The sequence below is a fragment of the Nocardiopsis sp. NPDC007018 genome (genome assembly GCF_040635075.1).
Classification (GTDB): domain Bacteria; phylum Actinomycetota; class Actinomycetes; order Streptosporangiales; family Streptosporangiaceae; genus Nocardiopsis.
In genome coordinates, this window is the sequence record NZ_JBEYHA010000033.1 from 1 (window position 1) to 15,906 (window position 15,906).

Here is a 15,906-nt window from a genome sequence, read left to right on the forward strand (position 1 = left end):
GACCGCCGAACGTGGCCGGGGCCTGTTGATGGTGGACGTGCTCGCCGCGAGGTGGGGCGCGTACCCGATCGTCCCGTTCCCCTTCTGCTCCGACGCCCGCCCTCGGTGCTGTCCATGTCACCTCCGCACGCCTTACGCCCCGTTTGACTACTCTGTGTTATTAATTGTGCTCAGAAAGTCACTATTCGTACCGCCGTGCGGAAGGGGAACACCATGGCCGTGACAGCTGCGGTGTCGGCGTTGGGGCTGGCGGCGTTGGTCTGGCTGCCCGGTCAGCCTGTCGAGGCGGACGAGGGGCCGGTTCCCGGCGCCGAGAGCCTGCACGTCACCGTCCAGGAGCGTTCGGAGGAGCGCCTGCGTCCGGGAGACCGCGTGGAGTACACCATCAGGGTGCGCAACTCCGGACGCGAGGCGCTGCCGGACGCGCGAGTGGAGCAGTTCCTGCCCGCGTCCATGCGCTACGTCTCCGGCGCCCCCGAGGGTGTGGAGCGGGGGCGGGCCGAATGGGAACGGCCCCTGGAACCGGGGGAGCGTGCCGTCATCACCGTGGTCGGCGAGCTCAGCGAGGTACCGGAGGGTGCCGCGCGGCCGGTCGCCACCGTGTGCCTGAGACCGGCCGCCGACGCGGCCCCCGCCTCCTGCGCCTCCGCCGTCCACCAGGTCCAGCGCGTGCTGCCGGTGGTCTGGGTGGTGGCGGCGCTGCTCGCGATCGCCGCGGTCGCGATCGCCGTGGGCGGCTACCTGCGCTACCGGGGCACGCGGGGGCCCCGGCCGGAGCCGGAGGCGCAGAGCAACCACAGCCCGGGGTCGGTGCCCAACCTGCGCACCTTTCCCGGCCGCGCGCCCGTCTACCACCTGGACTCGCGAAGGTGATCCGTGCCGGAGCGGGGCCGGGGAGACGACCCCGGCCCCGCTCCGCGCTTTCGGTCAGTCGCGTTCGCTCCGGCGGCGCCGCCCCAGGAACAGGGCCATGGCCCCGGCCGAGACGGACGCCAGACCGGCGAGAGCCGGGACGGCCGCCACCATGCCGGTGACGGCCAGTTCCGGCTGGGAGGGCCGTGCCGAGTGGCCCTGTGCCGTCTCCTTGACCGGTGCGCCGTCGCCTCCGCTGGGCGGCGGGCTCGGCGGCTCCGGCGCGCCGGGCGCGGGCGTCTGGCCGACGGGGGCGGGTGGCGTGTCGGACCCGTCCTCGTCCGGAGCGCTGTCCGCCCCGTCCGGGCGCGGGGGTGTGACCCCAGCGGGTTCGGGCAGGGGAAGGTGTTCCTCCTGCGGGGCGGTGGCCTCCTCGGGAAGCTCCGCCCCGCCCGGCACCGGCCCCTCATCGGGGAGGGGGTCCTCCTCGTGCGGGGGTGTGACGCCCCCGGGCTCGGGGAGGGGATGCGGTTCCTCGTGGACGGGCCCCGCCTCGCCCGGAAGGGAGTCCTCTACGGTCTCCGGGAGGACGCCCTCCTCCGTGTACCCGCCGTACCCCCCGTACCCGTGGTACCCCCCGGTGGCCGCCGAGGCCGCGTCCTGGCTTCCTCCCCCGTCGGACGGTTCGTAGCCGTAGCCGTCGTCGGCCTCGGGGCCGACCTGGGGCCCGGCCGGTGCCGACACCCCGGTCGGAGGCGACGCCTCCCGCGCGTGCTCCGTGACGGTCCCCTCGGCGGCGATCAGGCCGGTCTCCTGGGAGGCGGCGGCCCCGTCGGCGGCCACGGCCGTACCCGCGCCCCAGGCGAGGGGCACCGCCACCACCGTCGCGGCCCCCAGCGCGCACCACGCGCCCTTGCCGGTGGAACCGCGCCGTGCGCCGCCACGCCGTCGTGACTTCTCTACGTAATCATCCATACACACATTGTGGTCAACTCGGGTGGTGAAAGTCCAAAACGGCGCGAATCGAGGAGAGAAAATCCGGACGCGGCCACACGAAAGGGCCGTGTCCCGAAGGACACGACCCCCGTGGAACGAGAGAAACCTCAGCTCAGCTCGTCAAGCGCCTTCTCGGCCTCGGCCAGCCAGGAGCGGCGGGCCTCCAGTGCGGCCTCGTGCTCCTTGACCCGACGGGCGTCGTCGTTGGCCCGGGCCTTCTCCAGCTTGGCCTCCAGACCGGCGATGGCCGCCGACAACTGGTCCACCGTGTCCTTCGCGCGGGCCCGGGCCTCCGGGTTGGTGCGCTCCCACTCGGCGTCCTCGGCGCGGCGCACGCCGTCCTCGATCTGGCGGAAGGCGCCCTCCAGCTGGTCGCGCACGTCGCGCGGCAGGTCGCCCGCCTCCTCCCAGGCCTCCTGGAAGTCGCGCAGCCGGGCGCGGGCGCGACGCGGGTCGGTGATACCGGGGATCTCGGCCCGGGCCTCCGCCAGGATGCGCTCCTTGGCGTCCGCGTTCACCCGCAGCTCCGCGTCACGCTCGGCGAAGGTCGCGTTCCGGGCGTCGAAGAACGTGTCCTGCGCGGCCTTGAAACGCGTCCACAGCTTGTCCTCGCTGGCCCGGTCGGCGCGACCGGTGGCCTTCCACCGCTGCATCAGGTCCCGGTAGGCGCGGGCCGTGGGCCCCCAGTCCGTGGAGTTCGACAGGGCCTCGGCCTCGGCGACGATGCGCTCCTTGTCGGCGCGCACACCCTCCCGCTGCTGGTCCAGGTTGGCGAAGTAGGCCTTGCGCCGCTTGGAGAAGGAGTTGCGCGCGGCCGACATGCGCTTCCACAGGGCCTGCTCGGTGGGGCGGTCGGCCCGGGGGGCCTTCTTCCACTCCTCGATGAGCTGGAGCATGCGCTCGCCGCCGGACTTCCAGTGCGTGGTCTCGGCCGCGACCCGCTCGGCCTCGGCGACGATGCGCTCCTTGACCTCGCGAGCCTGCCCCCGGGCCTCCTCCTGCGCCTGCTTCTGCTCGACCTTGCGCTCCTCGGCGCGCCCGGACAGCGCGTCCAGGCGGCCGATCAGCGATTCCAGGTCACCGACGGCGTTCGCGTCCGTGATCGCGGAGCGCAGCTTCTCGATGGCGGTCATCGCGGCGGCGGCGGACAGGTCGGTGCTGCGGAGGCGCTTCTCCAGCAGCTCCACCTCGGTGACCAGAGAGTCGTACTTGCGCCGGAAGAAGGCCAGGGCCTCCTCCGGGGCGCCCGCCTGCCACGATCCGACGACCCGTTCGCCTTCGCCTGTGCGCACGTAGACCGTGCCGTCATCGTCTACGCGGCCCCAAGGGTCCGTGGTCACCGTGTCCTCCTGCTGTCGTGAACCCGTCCGGTCGGGGTCGGGTTCGGGTCGTCGCGGCGGTACCGCGCCTGTTCGTGATGGGAACCACCGTGCACCAGCACGATATCCATACGTTTCGGCGGACAACGACGCGCCGTGTCTCAGATCCGCGCGGTCCGGGAGTCCTGCTCCCGCCGCCGTGCCGTCGGCCGGGCCCGTCACCCGCCTCGGAAGAGGAGGCGCAGGTCGAGGGCCTCGATCAACACGACGACGCTGACCAATATGGCACTCCGGCGCGCCCAGGCAAAGAGCCGGGGCGCGCGCGGTGATCGAATGGTGATCAAACGCGTACCGGCGCGCCCCCGCCGGTTCGCCCGCCCCGAGCGGGCTCGGTAGGCTCTGCGCCTGGGGAACCCGTGCTCCGGCCGAGGTCGGAGGGTTCCCGGACCACCAGAGGCCACCAGACAGGACGACCGCCCCCGTGCTCATCGCCGCGCTTCCCACCGGGCCCCTCAACGCGAACTGCTACGTGCTGGCACCCGCCCCGGGCGGAGCGTGCGTCATCGTCGACCCTGGACAGGGCGCCACCCCGCAGGTCGCCAAGGCCCTGGCCGAACACGACCTCACCCCCGCGGCGATCCTGCTCACGCACGGCCACTTCGACCACGTCTGGTCGGCGGCCGAGCTCTGCGGGCTGCACGACGTCCCGGTCCACCTGCACGAGGCCGACCGCGGCCTGCTCACCGAACCCGCCGCCGGGGTCGACGCGGGATTCGCGGCGCAGCTCCAGATGCTCCTGGGCCCCGGACCCCACCCCGAGCCGGAGCTGCTGGCCGGGGTGACCGACGGCCAGACCCTCACCCTCGGCGGCATGGAGTTCACCGTCGAGCACACCCCCGGTCACACGCCCGGGTCGGTCGTCTACCTGACGCGCACCGGCGACGGGGTCCAGGTGATGTTCGCCGGAGACCTGGTCTTCGCGGGTTCCGTCGGGCGCACCGACTTCCCCGGCGGCGACGGCGATGCGATGAACGCCAGCCTGGCCCGCTCCGTCCTGGGCCGGGACGACCGCACCCAGATCCTGCCCGGCCACGGGCCCGCGACCACGGTGGAGCGCGAGCGCGCCACCAACCCGTACCTGCGGGGGGTCGCGGGTTAGGCGCCGCCCGCCGTCGCCGTCCAGGGGACCGGCCGGTGCCGTTGGCGGTAGGATTCCAGTTGTTCAAGGGGCGACGCCCCGCCCCCGCCGGACCCGGTCCCGGGCCTCCCGGCATCCTCGCTCAGCCGCGTAGTTAGTGGACTTGGTAACTCATGCATCGTTACAGGACTCATTCGTGTGGTCAGCTCCGTAAGGAGCACGTCGGGCAGCAGGTGCGCCTCTCTGGCTGGGTGCACAACCGCCGGGATCTCGGTGGCCTGCTCTTCGTCGACCTGCGCGACCACTACGGTGTCACGCAGCTCATGGCCCGCCCCGAGTCCCCGGTGTTCGAGGTGCTCAGCCGCATCTCCAAGGAGTCGGTCATCCAGGTCACGGGCACGGTGGCGGCCCGCAGCGCGGAGAACGTCAACCCGAACCTGCCCACCGGCGAGATCGAGATCGAGGCGTCGGAGGTGGAGGTCCTCGGCACCACCGAGGAGCTGCCGCTGACGGTCTTCCCCGAGGACAACACCTCCGAGGAGCGCCGTCTCACCTACCGCTTCCTGGACCTGCGCCGCGAGCGCATGCACCGCAACGTCATGCTGCGGTCCCAGGTGGTGGCCTTCATCCGCCAGACGATGACGGACCTGGGCTTCAACGAGTTCCAGACCCCCATCCTCACCAGCTCCAGCCCCGAGGGCGCCCGCGACTTCCTGGTGCCCTCCCGCCTGCACCCGGGTGAGTTCTTCGCCCTCCCGCAGGCCCCCCAGCAGTTCAAGCAGCTGCTGATGATCGCCGGATTCGACCGCTACTTCCAGATCGCGCCGTGCTTCCGCGACGAGGACAGCCGCGCCGACCGCTCGCCCGGGGAGTTCTACCAGCTCGACGTCGAGATGAGCTTCGTCGAGCAGGAGGACGTCTTCGAGGTCATCGAGAAGGTCATGACCGACGTCTTCCGCGAGTTCTCCACGGACTGGGAGATCACCTCGCCCTTCCCGCGCGTGGCCTACCGCGACGCCCTGGAGTGGTACGGCACCGACAAGCCCGACCTGCGCGTGCCCATGAAGATGCTCGACGTCACCGAGCTCTTCGACAAGACCGACTTCCGCGCCTTCGCGGGCAAGAGGGTCCGTGCGCTGGCCGTCCCCCAGGTGGGCGACAAGCCGCGCAAGTTCTTCGACGGGATCGGCGACTACGCCGTCGAGCAGGGCGCCAAGGGCCTGGCCTGGCTCAAGGTCGGGGAGAACGGCGAGCTGACCGGCCCCATCGCCAAGTTCGTCACCGAGATCTCCGACGAACTGCTCCGGACGCTGGACGCCGACCCCGGGTACGGCCTGTTCTTCTGCGCCAGCGAGGACGAGGCGGAGATCAACCGGATCATGGCCCCGGTCCGGGTCGAGGTCGGCCGCCGCGCCGGCCTGGCCGAGGAGAAGGTCTACCGGTTCTGCTGGATCGTGGACTTCCCGATGTTCGAGCGCTCCGACGACGGCCACATCGAGTTCAGCCACAACCCCTTCTCCATGCCCCAGGGCGGGATGGAGGCGCTGGAGAACCAGGACCCGCTGGACATCCTCGCCTGGCAGTACGACATCGTCTGCAACGGTGTGGAGCTGTCCTCCGGCGCCATCCGGAACCACTCGCCCGAGATCATGTACAAGGCCTTCGCGATCGCCGGTTACGACAAGGACGCGGTCGAGGCCGAGTTCGGCGGCATGCTCAAGGCCCTGAAGTTCGGCGCCCCGCCCCACGGCGGCATCGCCCCGGGCGTCGACCGGATCGTCATGCTTCTCGCGGACGAGCCCAACATCCGTGAGACCATCGCGTTCCCGTTGAACCAGAACGCCCAGGACCTCATGATGGGCGCCCCCGCGGTCGTCTCCGAGCAGCAGCTGCGTGACGTCCACATCCGCACGGTGCTCCCCGAGGAGAAGAAGAAGTAGCGGTCGGCCGGTCCCGGACACGGGGGCGGACGGACCGAACACGAGGCGTCGGTGACCGGGGTGACCCGGTGGCCGACGCCTCGTCGTTATGGGCTGGACCGGGCCCGCCCTCCACGGTTAGCCTCGACGCATGTGTCACCTCTACTTCCTGTAGGACGAGCCGGGGCGCCCGCCAGCCCTCCAGTGGCCGCGGGTGCCGGACGTGTGCCCTGACCCCTTCCGGGTCATCCCGTCTGCTCGCCGAGCTCCCCGCACCCCGCCGTCGAACGCGCGCGTTCCGGCCGGGCGGAGCCCGGTTCGGAGGAACCGTGAACGCCACCCATCCATCGCCCCTGCCCGTGACCGGGGCTCCCGCCGGAGAGCGGGCCCAGCTCACCGCTGAGGGCATCCACCTCGCCCGGGGCGGCCGCGCCGTCCTGTCCGGCGTCGACCTGACCGTCACACCGCGCTCCCGGTGGGGGGTGGTCGGTGAGAACGGCCGGGGCAAGTCGACCCTGCTGCACGTACTGACCGGCGCGCTCGACGCCGACACCGGTACCGTGCGGCGGATCGGCACGTTCGGCGCGGCCGACCAGGAGATGGCCTCGGCTGACGGCCGCACCGTCGGTGACGTGGTCGACGCCGAACTGGCCGACTCCCGCGCCGCCCTGGCCGGGTTGGACGCCGGCGCCGCCGGAATGGCGTCCGGGGACCCCCGCGCCGCCGAGCGCTACGCCGCCGCGCTGGAGGCGGCCGAGGCCCTGGACGCCTGGGACGCCGACCGCCGTGTCGACCTCGCACTGGAGCACCTCGGCGCGGTCACCGACCGCTCGCGGCCCTTGGCGGAGCTGTCCGTGGGGCAGCGCTACCGGGTCAGGCTCGCCTGCCTGCTCGGCGCCGCCCGCGACTTCCTGCTTCTGGACGAGCCCACCAACCACCTGGACGCCGCCGGGCTCGACTTCCTCACCGAGCGCCTGCGGGCCCACCCGGGCGGAGTGGTGCTGGTCAGCCACGACCGCGCGTTGTTGTCGGACGTGGCCACGAGCGTGCTGGACCTCGATCCGAGCCGGGACGGGGCGCCCCGTGTGTACGGGGGAGGCCTGGCCGGGTACCTGGAGGGGCGGCGGGCCGAGCGGGAGCGCTGGGAGCAGGAGTACGAACGCCAGCGCGCCGAGCACGTCCGGCTCGCCCAGGACCTGTCCGCGGCCCGGAACCGGCTGGTCGGCGGTTGGCGCCCGGCCAAGGGCACCGGCAAGCACCAGCGGGCGACACGGGCGCCCGCCCTGGTCCGCTCGGTCCACCGTCGCCGCGAGGACCTGGAGGCGCACGCGCTCACCATGCCGCCGCCTCCGACCGTCCTCCGCCTGCCGGAGCTGCCCGTACGCCCGGGGCTGACCCTGGTCCGGGCCGAGGGCGCCCGTGTGAAGGGGCGGTTGGACCGGCCGGTCACCCTCTCCCTGGAGTCGGGGACCAGGCTGGTGGTCACCGGCCCCAATGGCGCGGGCAAGTCGACCCTGCTGTCGGTGCTGGCCGGTCGGACCGCACCGACCGACGGCCTCGTACGGACCGCGTCGACCGCCCGGGTGCGGCTCCTGGAACAGGAGTCCGCGCCCCCGGCGAGGGGACGGGCCCACGAGGTGTTCGCCGAACACGTGGGCCGTCTCGTCGGCCGGGGCGTGCTCGGGGAGGGCGAGACCGTCTCCCTGAGCGCCCTGGGGCTGCTCTCGACCGCCGACGCGGGCAGGTCCGTGCGCGAGCTGTCGACGGGGCAGCGGCGCAGACTCGACCTGGCGTTGGCCCTGGCGTCACGGCCCCATGTTCTGTTGCTCGACGAGCCGACCAACCACCTGTCGATCCCGTTGGTGGACGAGCTCACCGAGGGGCTGGGCGCGACCGGGGCCGCGGTGGTGCTGGCCACCCACGACCGTCGGTTGCGGCGTGACACGGCCGGTTGGGACCGGCTCGCCCTCGGCGGGGGCGGGCCGGAGGGGCGGTGAGCGGGCGGGTGTGAGGGGGCGGGCGCGGCCGACCGCGCCCGCCCCGTCCGGCCTGGGTCATCAGGGCTTGGACGCGCCGCAGCGCTGGCAGCAGATGTCCTCGTCCTCGGGGTTGCTGTGGGTGCACAGTCGACAGGTCCAGTCGCAGATGGCGTCGTGGAGGGCCGTTCCCGTGAGGGCGCGGACGCGTTCTCGGTGCATGGTGAGTCCTCGGGGTGGGGTGACGAGTTCTCGACTGACCTGTTCGGTGCCCGTAAAGCCCCCGCTTTGAACGTGCCACATCCGGCCACAAAGTGAAATCAGGTGATTATCAGGTCAAAAACCCCGCCCGTCCTACGGAAGAGGACGACACGCGGATGCGGTCGCGCCCGTCATCCCCTACCGTTGGGGGCGAATCACCCTCCCACGCCGAGGATCGCACGTGTCCGGGAGAGAACACGTAGCGTCGACGGGGCCCGTCCCCTTCGGGGGCGGCTGGGAGCGGAGTGCATTCGTGCGCCACCGAGTCACACGAGCGTAACGATTCACGCCCCGGGGCCGGTAGGGTTCGGCCCCCCGGAGTGGAACCGGCCGTGCCCCCGCCACGTTGATGGACCATGAGGGTCCGCGTCCGACGAGGCGGCGCAGTCGACGGGAGATGGGTGCCGGTGAACCCGCCTCGGTTCCCGCCCGGGCCGGTCCCGTTTCCGGACACTACAATGAGCCGTATCGGTACGTTCCAGGGGTGACCGCGCCTGACGCGGGTGTGACGTCCGAGCCGACATGAGGATGAGTCATACGTGAACGGAAAACGCGCTTCAGGCGGTGGCTCCGAGGACGCTCTCGCGGAGGCGTTCCGGCATGCGCCCGAGCCCATGGCGGTCACCGGGACCGACGGCGCGATCCAGCACGCCAACCGCGCGCTGACCGAACTCTTCGGCCGCGAGGAGGCCGAGCTCACCGGGAGCGCCTGGTTCGAACTCCTGGACGCCGCTGACGTCGACCACGGGGCCAGTGCCCACGAGGACGCGCTCTCCGGCAGCTGGCACCGCCGTTCACGGCTGCGACTGGCCGTGAACGACAAGGCCTCCCGCCTGGCCGAGATCAGACTCCGCCCCGTCGACGACGCTCCCGTCCCCGAGGACCCCTCCGCGCCCGCTGTGGTGGTGCTCCTGCACGTGCTCTCCACCGAGGAGACCGATCTGCGGGTGGTCGGCGACCTGCGCACCGACAACTCCGACTCCGTCCTGTGGAGCCTCGACCTCAGCAACGGGCGCCTGCGCGAACTCTTCGGTCCCACCCCGCTGGGAGGGCTCCTGGCCGGGAACGACCGCGACCTGGAGCGCATCCTCGAACGCGTCCACCCCGACGACAACGCGCGCGTGCGCGACGCGATGGCCTCCTCCTTCGCCGGGCGGGACTACGAACAGCGCTTCCGCATCTTCGATCGCCTCGGCGACGAACGGTCCCTGCACGTGCGGGCCCGCTTCGTACCCGGCCAGCCCGACCGGCTGGTCGGGATCATCGACGACGTCACCGAGCACGTCCAGTTGGTGCGCCGTCTGGCCGACCGCCGCCGCACCGAGGCCGAACACGGTCGCCTGGTCACCGAACTCTCCTCCAAGCTCGTCTCCGCCACCACCGTCGACAAGGTGATGGACCTGCTCAGCGAGGAGTTCCTGCCGATCTTCGGCGGTGTCTACGCCCTGGCGCTGTACGTCGAGGACGGGCTGCTGCGCACCTCGCCCAGCGCCCGCAAGCGCGGACACAACCACCGCATAGACGGCCGCCGCGCCGACGACACCGACTTCCCCATGGGCGCCGTCATCCAGGACCGCCAGCCCCGGTTCTTCGAGAGCCGGGCCGAGATCGCCAGCCGTTTCCCGGCCGCCATCGACCTCATGCGCTCGGCCCAGGGGCAGGCCTGGGCCACCGTGCCGATCTTCGGCGACGGCAAGATCGCCCTCGGCGCCTGGCAGATGGTGTGGGACCGCCCCCACCACGCCAGCCGCGACGAGCGCGCCCTCATGCTCACCTTCGCCGGACTGGCCGGACAGGCGCTCCAGCGCATCAAGGCGCAGCAGGCGGAGCTGGAGCTCGCCGACGCCGTTCAGCGCCGGATGCTCCCCCGCCAGGTGGCCAGCTTCCCCGACATGGACATCGCCACCAAGTACCTGCCCTCGCGTGCGGAGTGGCGGATCTGCGGCGACTTCTACGACGTCATCGAGCTTCCCGACAACAAGGTGGGACTCCTGGTCGGCGACGTCCAGGGCCACGGCGTGGAGGCGGCCGCGGCCATGGGCCAGATCCGCGTGGCCTTCCGCGCCTACGCCAGCAACCAGTCCGACCCCGGCGTCGTCCTGGGCGAGACCAACCGCCTGCTCACCGAGACCGGCGAGATCGTCTTCGCCACCTGCGGCTACCTCGTGGTGGACCGGGGGAGCGGGGTCATGCAGGCGGCGTGGGCGGGCCAGCCCCCGGCCGTGCTCGCCACCCGCGGCGCCTACGAGCTCTGGTCTCCCGAGACCGGTCCGCCCCTGGGCGTGCTCGCCGACACCGAGTACACGGTCACCACCCGCGTCCTGGCGCCCGGCACGACCCTGCTGCTGTGCTCCGACGGGCTCGTGGAGAGCTCCGAGGTCACCATGCAGGACGGCCTGTCCCAGGTGGGGGAGGCGCTCGCCGAGCACGGGGAGGACCCCAACGCCGCCGCCCAGGTCCTGGCGGAGATGGCTCCGGCGGGCCGTGGTGACGACATCGCCCTGCTCATCACCCGCATGACCCCGCGCGCCTCCGCCCCGCCGGAACAGGCCGAGAGCCCCGAGAACCTCTCCGTCCAGCAGGGCTGAGCCGCTCCGTTCGCAGGGGCCGGACCCGAGGTCGCCCCCCCCCGGGCGCCACCGCGAGCATCGGCCGCGCCCGTCCGCGGGTCGCCTACTCTGGGACCGTGTCCGAAACACTGTTCGACGATGCCGGGGCCGAGGCGGCCAAGGGACAGGAGCCGCTGGCCGTACGTATGCGGCCGCGCACCCTCGACGAGGTCGTGGGACAGCGCCACCTCCTGGGCGAGGGCAGTCCGCTGCGCCGCCTGGTCGAGGACGACGCGCCCATGTCCGTGTTCCTTTGGGGCCCGCCGGGGACCGGCAAGACCACCCTGGCGACCGTGGTCAGCCGGGTCACGCGGCGCAGGTTCGTGGAGCTCTCGGCGGTCAACGCCGGAGTGCGGGACGTGCGCGCGGTCGTGGACGAGGCCAAGCGCCGCATGGGCATGAACGGCACCCGCACCCTGCTGTTCGTGGACGAGGTGCACCGCTTCAACAAGACCCAGCAGGACGCGCTGCTGCCCGCCGTGGAGAACCGGTGGGTGAGCTTCATCGGAGCCACCACCGAGAACCCCTTCTTCTCCGTCGTCAGTCCGCTGCTCTCCCGGTCCCTGCTGCTCTCCCTGGAGTCCCTGGACGACTCCGACGTGCGGGCCCTGGTCGACCGGGCCCTGGCCGAGGAGCGCGGCCTGGACGGCAGGTACACCCTCAGCGAGGAGGGGGCCGAGCACCTGGTCCGGTTGGCCGGGGGAGACGGTCGGCGCTCCCTCACCTACCTGGAGGCGGGCGCCCTCGTCGCGGGGCCGCCCTCCGCCGAGGGCCCGGTGGAGATCACCGCCGAGCACGTCGAAAGGGCCGTCGACCGGCACGCCGTGCGCTACGACCGCTCCGGCGACCAGCACTACGACGTGATCAGCGCCTTCATCAAGAGCATGCGCGGCTCCGACCCCGACGCGGCGCTGCACTACCTGGCGCGCATGGTCGAGGCCGGTGAGGACCCGCGCTTCATCGCCCGCCGCCTGGTCGTGCACGCCAGCGAGGACGTCGGCATGGCCGACCCCACCGCCCTCCAGACCGCCGTGGCCGCGGCCCAGGCGGTGGAGCTCATCGGGCTTCCCGAAGCCCGGATCAACCTCGCCCAGGCGGTCATCCACATCAGCCTCGCCCCCAAGTCCAACGCGGTGATCACCGCCATCGACGAGGCCCTGTCCGACGTCCGCGCCGGCCGTGCCGGACCGGTCCCGTCCCACCTGCGCGACGCCCACTACAAGGGCGCCGCCGACCTCGGACACGGCAAGGGGTACCGCTACGCCCACGACCACCCCGGCGGCGTGGCCCCGCAGCAGCACGCCCCCGAAGGGCTCACCGAACGCGAGTACTACCGGCCCACCCAACACGGGGCGGAGCGGCGGTTCACCGAGGTCCTCCAGCGGATCAGGAGTGTCCTCAAGAGCGGGGGCTGACCGCGGTCCCCGCGGCGCGGCCCGGCCCCGCTCAGTCGGAGAACAGCTCCACGACCTCCACCGCCTCCCGGGGCCCCTCGCCCTCGTGGTCCTCGGCGAAGGTCAGCTCCACGATCATCACCGGCCCCCAGGCCAGGTGGTCGATCAGGTCACGACCGGTCTGGTCCCAGGTGCCGCGCGCCTCCTCGTCCAGGAAGACGTGTTCGGGGGCGGCGCAGAACCGCGCGCACCTGACCTCGGCGTCGGGCCGGATCACCACCTCGCCGGGCTCGCCGGCCTCCCGCCACTGCTCCGCCCACGCCTCGTGGCTCGGGATGCCCTGGCCGCGCGGGATCTCGTCGTCGCGCGTCACCGGCGTGTACACCCAGGTCCGCTCCTCCTGGCCGGGCTCGGGCTCCGCCTGGTCGGCGGGATCGATGCGGACCAGCAGGGTACCCGGCTCCTCGTCGGGGACCGGCTCGTCCTCGGGCGCCTCCGAGGTCCCGTCGGCGACGGGGTCCGCCTCCGCGCCGTCGCCGACCACCTGCGCGACCCCCCACACGCCTCCGCCCACCAGGAGCGCCGCCACCGACAGCGCGCCCGTCAGCACCAGTGCGCGCGCGGGACGGCGGCGGCCCATCCGCCCTTCCAACCGGATCACCTCGGGCACACGAGCGGGCGGCTCCACGGCGTGCCACTCGCGTTCGAGCAGGCGCCCCACCGCCTCGCGGCCCCCGGCCGAGCCCGTCTCCCCTCCCGTGCCGTCGCCGCCCTCCGTCTGCCATACCGCGATCACCGCTCCGGTCACCTCGCGCAGACCGGGCCGCCGGTCCGGGTCGGGGTCCAGCGCACGCCCCACGACGGGGCGCAGCCCCTTCGGCAGGCCGTCCAGGGCGAACTCCCCGGAGGCCACCCGCTCGGCGATCTCCTCGGGCTCCCCCGGGCCGAACGGCAGACGTCCGGTTCCGGCGAACGCCACCACGGCGCCCCAGGCGAACACGTCCGCGGCGGGTGACGGTGCCCCGCCCGAGTACCGTTCGGGGCTCAGCCAGGTGGCCCCCGAACCGCGCAGGCGCTCCGCCCTGGGCGCGAGCGCGCACTCCATGATGTGCGGTCCGTGTGACTCCAGCAGGACCTCGCTGGGACGCAGGGAACCGTGGGCCACCCCCCGGGCGTGCAGCGCCGACAGGCCCTCCGCCAGCGCGGTCGACAGGGCGATCAGCTTGCCCGTCCCGATACCGCCGCGCCTGGTCACGTAGTGGGACAGCCGCTGACCGGCGAGATAGGGCATGGACATCCACGGGGGGTTGGCGTCCGCGTCGAAGGCCAGGGGGGTGACCACCCGCGCGGAGTCGACCTGCGACAGGTTGCGCAGCCTCCGGGCGAGCGCCGGGTAGGCGTCGGGGGAGTCGAGGTCGGGCGAACCGAGGAGCTTGACGGCGACCAGGCGGTCCCCGGCCGTGGCGGAGGTGGCGTCCACGGCGGCGTAGACCGTGCCGGTGGAACCCTGCCCCAGCCGTCCGAGGACGAGGTAGGGACCGATCCGCGCCGGGTCGTCCGGGTAGAGGGGTGCCAGGTCCGGGGGTACCAGTACGGAGATCTCGCGTGGAGAACGGGGGCTCATGGGTGTCCTGTCGGTGCTTCTGGGCCAGCGAGCGGCTGCGGGGCGTGCCCTGGTTCCGGACATCGTAGTCAAGAACCGTCCCGGCGAGGATTCTCGCCGAAGCCCGCCGTCGCGTCGATCCCGCCTCGGAACCGGCCCTCTCGAACCGGGACGAGTCGGGCGTGCGGCCGTTCTCGTCGCGAGCCACACCGTGGCGCGCCCACACGCCCCGGTACCGGACGCGATAGGGTCAGCCGAAACCAGCCGCCCGGCCCGCCGAGGCCACGGCGGCGGGGCGCGGAACGGGTGCCCCGACCCGGCGCGATCGCTGGCCCCCGGACCCGTCCTCGGTGTCCGGTGCGCGCCCGAGCGCGCGCGGGGACCGTTCACACACCCTCGAAGCAACCCTCTATCTGCCCTACGGAGCCTTCATGCTGACCGGAGGAGAGGTCGCCGCGCTGGTCGCAGCGGTGGTCTGGGCGGTGCTGGCCACGTTCCTGTGCGTGGCGCTCGTCAAACTGATCAAGCTCATCAACGCGACCACCAAGGTCGTCTCCGACCTCGGGGAGCGGACCCCGCCCCTACTGGACGACGTGGCCTCCACGGTGGAGCGCACGAACACCTCGCTGGAGCGGGTCGAGGAGATCACCGCCAACGTGCAGGCCTCCTCGGAGGACGTGTCCACGATGACCGCGCTCACCCGTTCGGTGTTCACCGGCCCCCTGGTGCGGGTCGCCTCGTTCACCTACGCCGTCCGCCGGGTCCTGGGCCGCCGTAAGGCCCTGGCCGTCGTACGGGGACGCAAGAGGAGGGAGAACCGGTGATCGGCCGCCTGTTCTACCTGGCCGCGGGGGCCGCGATCGGCGGCTACGCCGTCCACCGGGCCCACCGGGCGCGCCGGGCCATGACACCCGGGGGCATCGCCGACCGGGTGGAGGACCGGGTGGTCGAGTACCGGGGCGCCCTCCAGGAGCTCAACGAGGATCTCGCGGAGGCCGTGCGCGAGGAGGAGGCGCAGCTGCTGCGGCGCTACGCTCCCTCGCCGCGCCTGGAGCGGTCCGAGGACCCTCCCCGCCGGGGTCTGCCCGGGCGGGAGTAGCCACCAGCCGTCACGGGAACAACCTGGGACAACGAGGGAACCGGGCGGGGGCGCGATCCGTCGGATCGTTATGTCGCGTTCGCGAACCACAGCCCTGTGACGTGCGTCTGTAGGGTTGTCGCACCAGTGCAAGACGGAGGAAGCGCCATGTACCCGCCACAACCGCCCCAGGGCCCGTACCCCGGTGGTCACGACCCCTACAACCAGGGCCAGCCGGGCTACCCCGGCGTCCCGCAGGGTCCGGCCAAGATGCCCGGTACCGCCATCACGGTGCGCGTGCTGATGTTCATCGGCGGTGTGTTCGGCCTGCTCTTCGGCGGTCTCGTCCTCCTGATGGCCCTCCTCGCCGGCGGTGACAACGAGTTCAGCCAGGGCTTCGCCGAGGGCGTCGGGGAGTCGGGCGTCTACATGGACCCGGCCGACGTCGTCGCCTTCATGGCGATCATGGGTGGCATCATGTTGGTGTACGGCATTGCCTCCACCGTCCTGGCCTCGGTCATGGGGCGGCGCGGCGGCGGTGTCCTGTGGTCGATCGTCGTCTTCCAGGCCCTGGCCGCGCTCGTGCTGCTCGTCAACCTGTTCACCGGAGCGATCGCATCGGTCATCCCGCTGTTCTTCGCGATCGGCATGATCGTGCTGATGGTGGTCCCGGTCACCCGCGCCTACTACAAGCCCGCGCCGACCGGCCACCACCCCGGTTACTGAGCCGCACAGCTTACTGAGCCGCACAGCGCGGTCAC

Annotated in this window: 13 protein-coding genes; 9 read left to right on the forward strand and 4 right to left on the reverse strand. The window is 72.4% G+C overall.

Features of this window, described 5'->3' with window-relative positions:
* Positions 1–213: 213 nt before the first annotated feature.
* Positions 214–873, forward strand: coding sequence for a hypothetical protein (locus ABZ635_RS18035; protein WP_357766160.1), 660 nt, complete (start codon positions 214–216; stop codon positions 871–873).
* 54 nt (positions 874–927) lie between these two features.
* On the opposite strand, the gene ABZ635_RS18040 is transcribed toward ABZ635_RS18035, so the two are convergent.
* Entirely contained in the window at positions 928–1,827 is a 900-nt protein-coding gene (locus ABZ635_RS18040; RefSeq protein WP_357766163.1) for a hypothetical protein, read from the reverse strand.
* Between the two features lie 128 nt (positions 1,828–1,955).
* Positions 1,956–3,188, reverse strand: coding sequence for a DUF349 domain-containing protein (locus tag ABZ635_RS18045; RefSeq protein ID WP_357766166.1), 1,233 nt, complete (start codon positions 3,186–3,188; stop codon positions 1,956–1,958).
* 460 nt (positions 3,189–3,648) lie between these two features.
* Here ABZ635_RS18045 and ABZ635_RS18050 point away from each other — a divergent pair, with 460 nt between their 5' ends.
* The 3 genes from ABZ635_RS18050 to ABZ635_RS18060 all read left to right on the forward strand — a co-directional run bounded on the left by ABZ635_RS18050 (position 3,649) and on the right by ABZ635_RS18060 (position 8,221).
* Positions 3,649–4,326, forward strand: a complete 678-nt coding sequence (locus ABZ635_RS18050; RefSeq protein WP_357766169.1) for an MBL fold metallo-hydrolase — start codon at positions 3,649–3,651, stop codon at positions 4,324–4,326.
* A gap of 152 nt (positions 4,327–4,478) precedes the next feature.
* The gene (gene aspS, locus ABZ635_RS18055) at positions 4,479–6,245 is read left to right on the forward strand and encodes an aspartate--tRNA ligase (RefSeq protein ID WP_357766171.1); all 1,767 of its coding nucleotides are present in this window, start codon (positions 4,479–4,481) and stop codon (positions 6,243–6,245) included.
* Between the two features lie 332 nt (positions 6,246–6,577).
* A complete protein-coding gene (locus ABZ635_RS18060) occupies positions 6,578–8,221 on the forward strand; it encodes an ABC-F family ATP-binding cassette domain-containing protein (protein ID WP_357766271.1) in 1,644 nt (547 codons plus the stop codon).
* A 60-nt stretch (positions 8,222–8,281) separates the two neighbouring features.
* On the opposite strand, the gene ABZ635_RS18065 is transcribed toward ABZ635_RS18060, so the two are convergent.
* A complete protein-coding gene (locus ABZ635_RS18065; RefSeq protein WP_357766174.1) occupies positions 8,282–8,422 on the reverse strand; it encodes a hypothetical protein in 141 nt (46 codons plus the stop codon).
* 578 nt (positions 8,423–9,000) lie between these two features.
* On the opposite strand from ABZ635_RS18065, the gene ABZ635_RS18070 reads away from it, so the two are divergent.
* Positions 9,001–11,049 carry a SpoIIE family protein phosphatase gene (locus ABZ635_RS18070; RefSeq protein ID WP_357766177.1) on the forward strand — a complete coding sequence of 683 codons (2,049 nt, stop codon included), beginning with the start codon at positions 9,001–9,003 and terminating at the stop codon, positions 11,047–11,049.
* Positions 11,050–11,147: 98 nt separating this feature from the next.
* Entirely contained in the window at positions 11,148–12,485 is a 1,338-nt protein-coding gene (locus ABZ635_RS18075; protein WP_357766179.1) for a replication-associated recombination protein A, read from the forward strand.
* A 31-nt stretch (positions 12,486–12,516) separates the two neighbouring features.
* Here the strand turns inward: ABZ635_RS18075 and ABZ635_RS18080 are convergent, their stop codons facing one another.
* Positions 12,517–14,088, reverse strand: coding sequence for a serine/threonine-protein kinase (locus ABZ635_RS18080; protein WP_357766181.1), 1,572 nt, complete (start codon positions 14,086–14,088; stop codon positions 12,517–12,519).
* 410 nt (positions 14,089–14,498) lie between these two features.
* On the opposite strand from ABZ635_RS18080, the gene ABZ635_RS18085 reads away from it, so the two are divergent.
* The 3 genes from ABZ635_RS18085 to ABZ635_RS18095 all read left to right on the forward strand — a co-directional run bounded on the left by ABZ635_RS18085 (position 14,499) and on the right by ABZ635_RS18095 (position 15,871).
* Positions 14,499–14,891: a DUF948 domain-containing protein gene (locus ABZ635_RS18085; protein ID WP_357766184.1), complete on the forward strand. Its 393-nt coding sequence runs from the start codon at positions 14,499–14,501 to the stop codon at positions 14,889–14,891.
* Positions 14,888–15,166: a DUF6167 family protein gene (locus tag ABZ635_RS18090; protein ID WP_357766187.1), complete on the forward strand. Its 279-nt coding sequence runs from the start codon at positions 14,888–14,890 to the stop codon at positions 15,164–15,166. The genes ABZ635_RS18085 and ABZ635_RS18090 overlap by 4 nt, the downstream gene beginning before the upstream one ends.
* A 147-nt stretch (positions 15,167–15,313) precedes the next feature.
* Positions 15,314–15,871 carry a hypothetical protein gene (locus ABZ635_RS18095; RefSeq protein ID WP_357766189.1) on the forward strand — a complete coding sequence of 186 codons (558 nt, stop codon included), beginning with the start codon at positions 15,314–15,316 and terminating at the stop codon, positions 15,869–15,871.
* The last annotated feature ends 35 nt before the right edge of the window (positions 15,872–15,906 follow it).

Bases quoted from the DNA above. Each gene is read 5' to 3' on its own strand.
- ABZ635_RS18095 (WP_357766189.1), top strand. From the start codon at position 15,314: ATGTACCCGCCACAACCGCCCCAGGGCCCGTACCCCGGTGGTCACGAC.
- ABZ635_RS18085 (WP_357766184.1), top strand. From the start codon at position 14,499: ATGCTGACCGGAGGAGAGGTCGCCGCGCTGGTCGCAGCGGTGGTCTGG.
- ABZ635_RS18080 (WP_357766181.1), bottom strand. From the start codon at position 14,088: ATGAGCCCCCGTTCTCCACGCGAGATCTCCGTACTGGTACCCCCGGAC.
- ABZ635_RS18065 (WP_357766174.1), bottom strand. From the start codon at position 8,422: ATGCACCGAGAACGCGTCCGCGCCCTCACGGGAACGGCCCTCCACGAC.
- aspS (WP_357766171.1), top strand. From the start codon at position 4,479: ATGCATCGTTACAGGACTCATTCGTGTGGTCAGCTCCGTAAGGAGCAC.
- ABZ635_RS18040 (WP_357766163.1), bottom strand. From the start codon at position 1,827: ATGGATGATTACGTAGAGAAGTCACGACGGCGTGGCGGCGCACGGCGC.
- ABZ635_RS18035 (WP_357766160.1), top strand. From the start codon at position 214: ATGGCCGTGACAGCTGCGGTGTCGGCGTTGGGGCTGGCGGCGTTGGTC.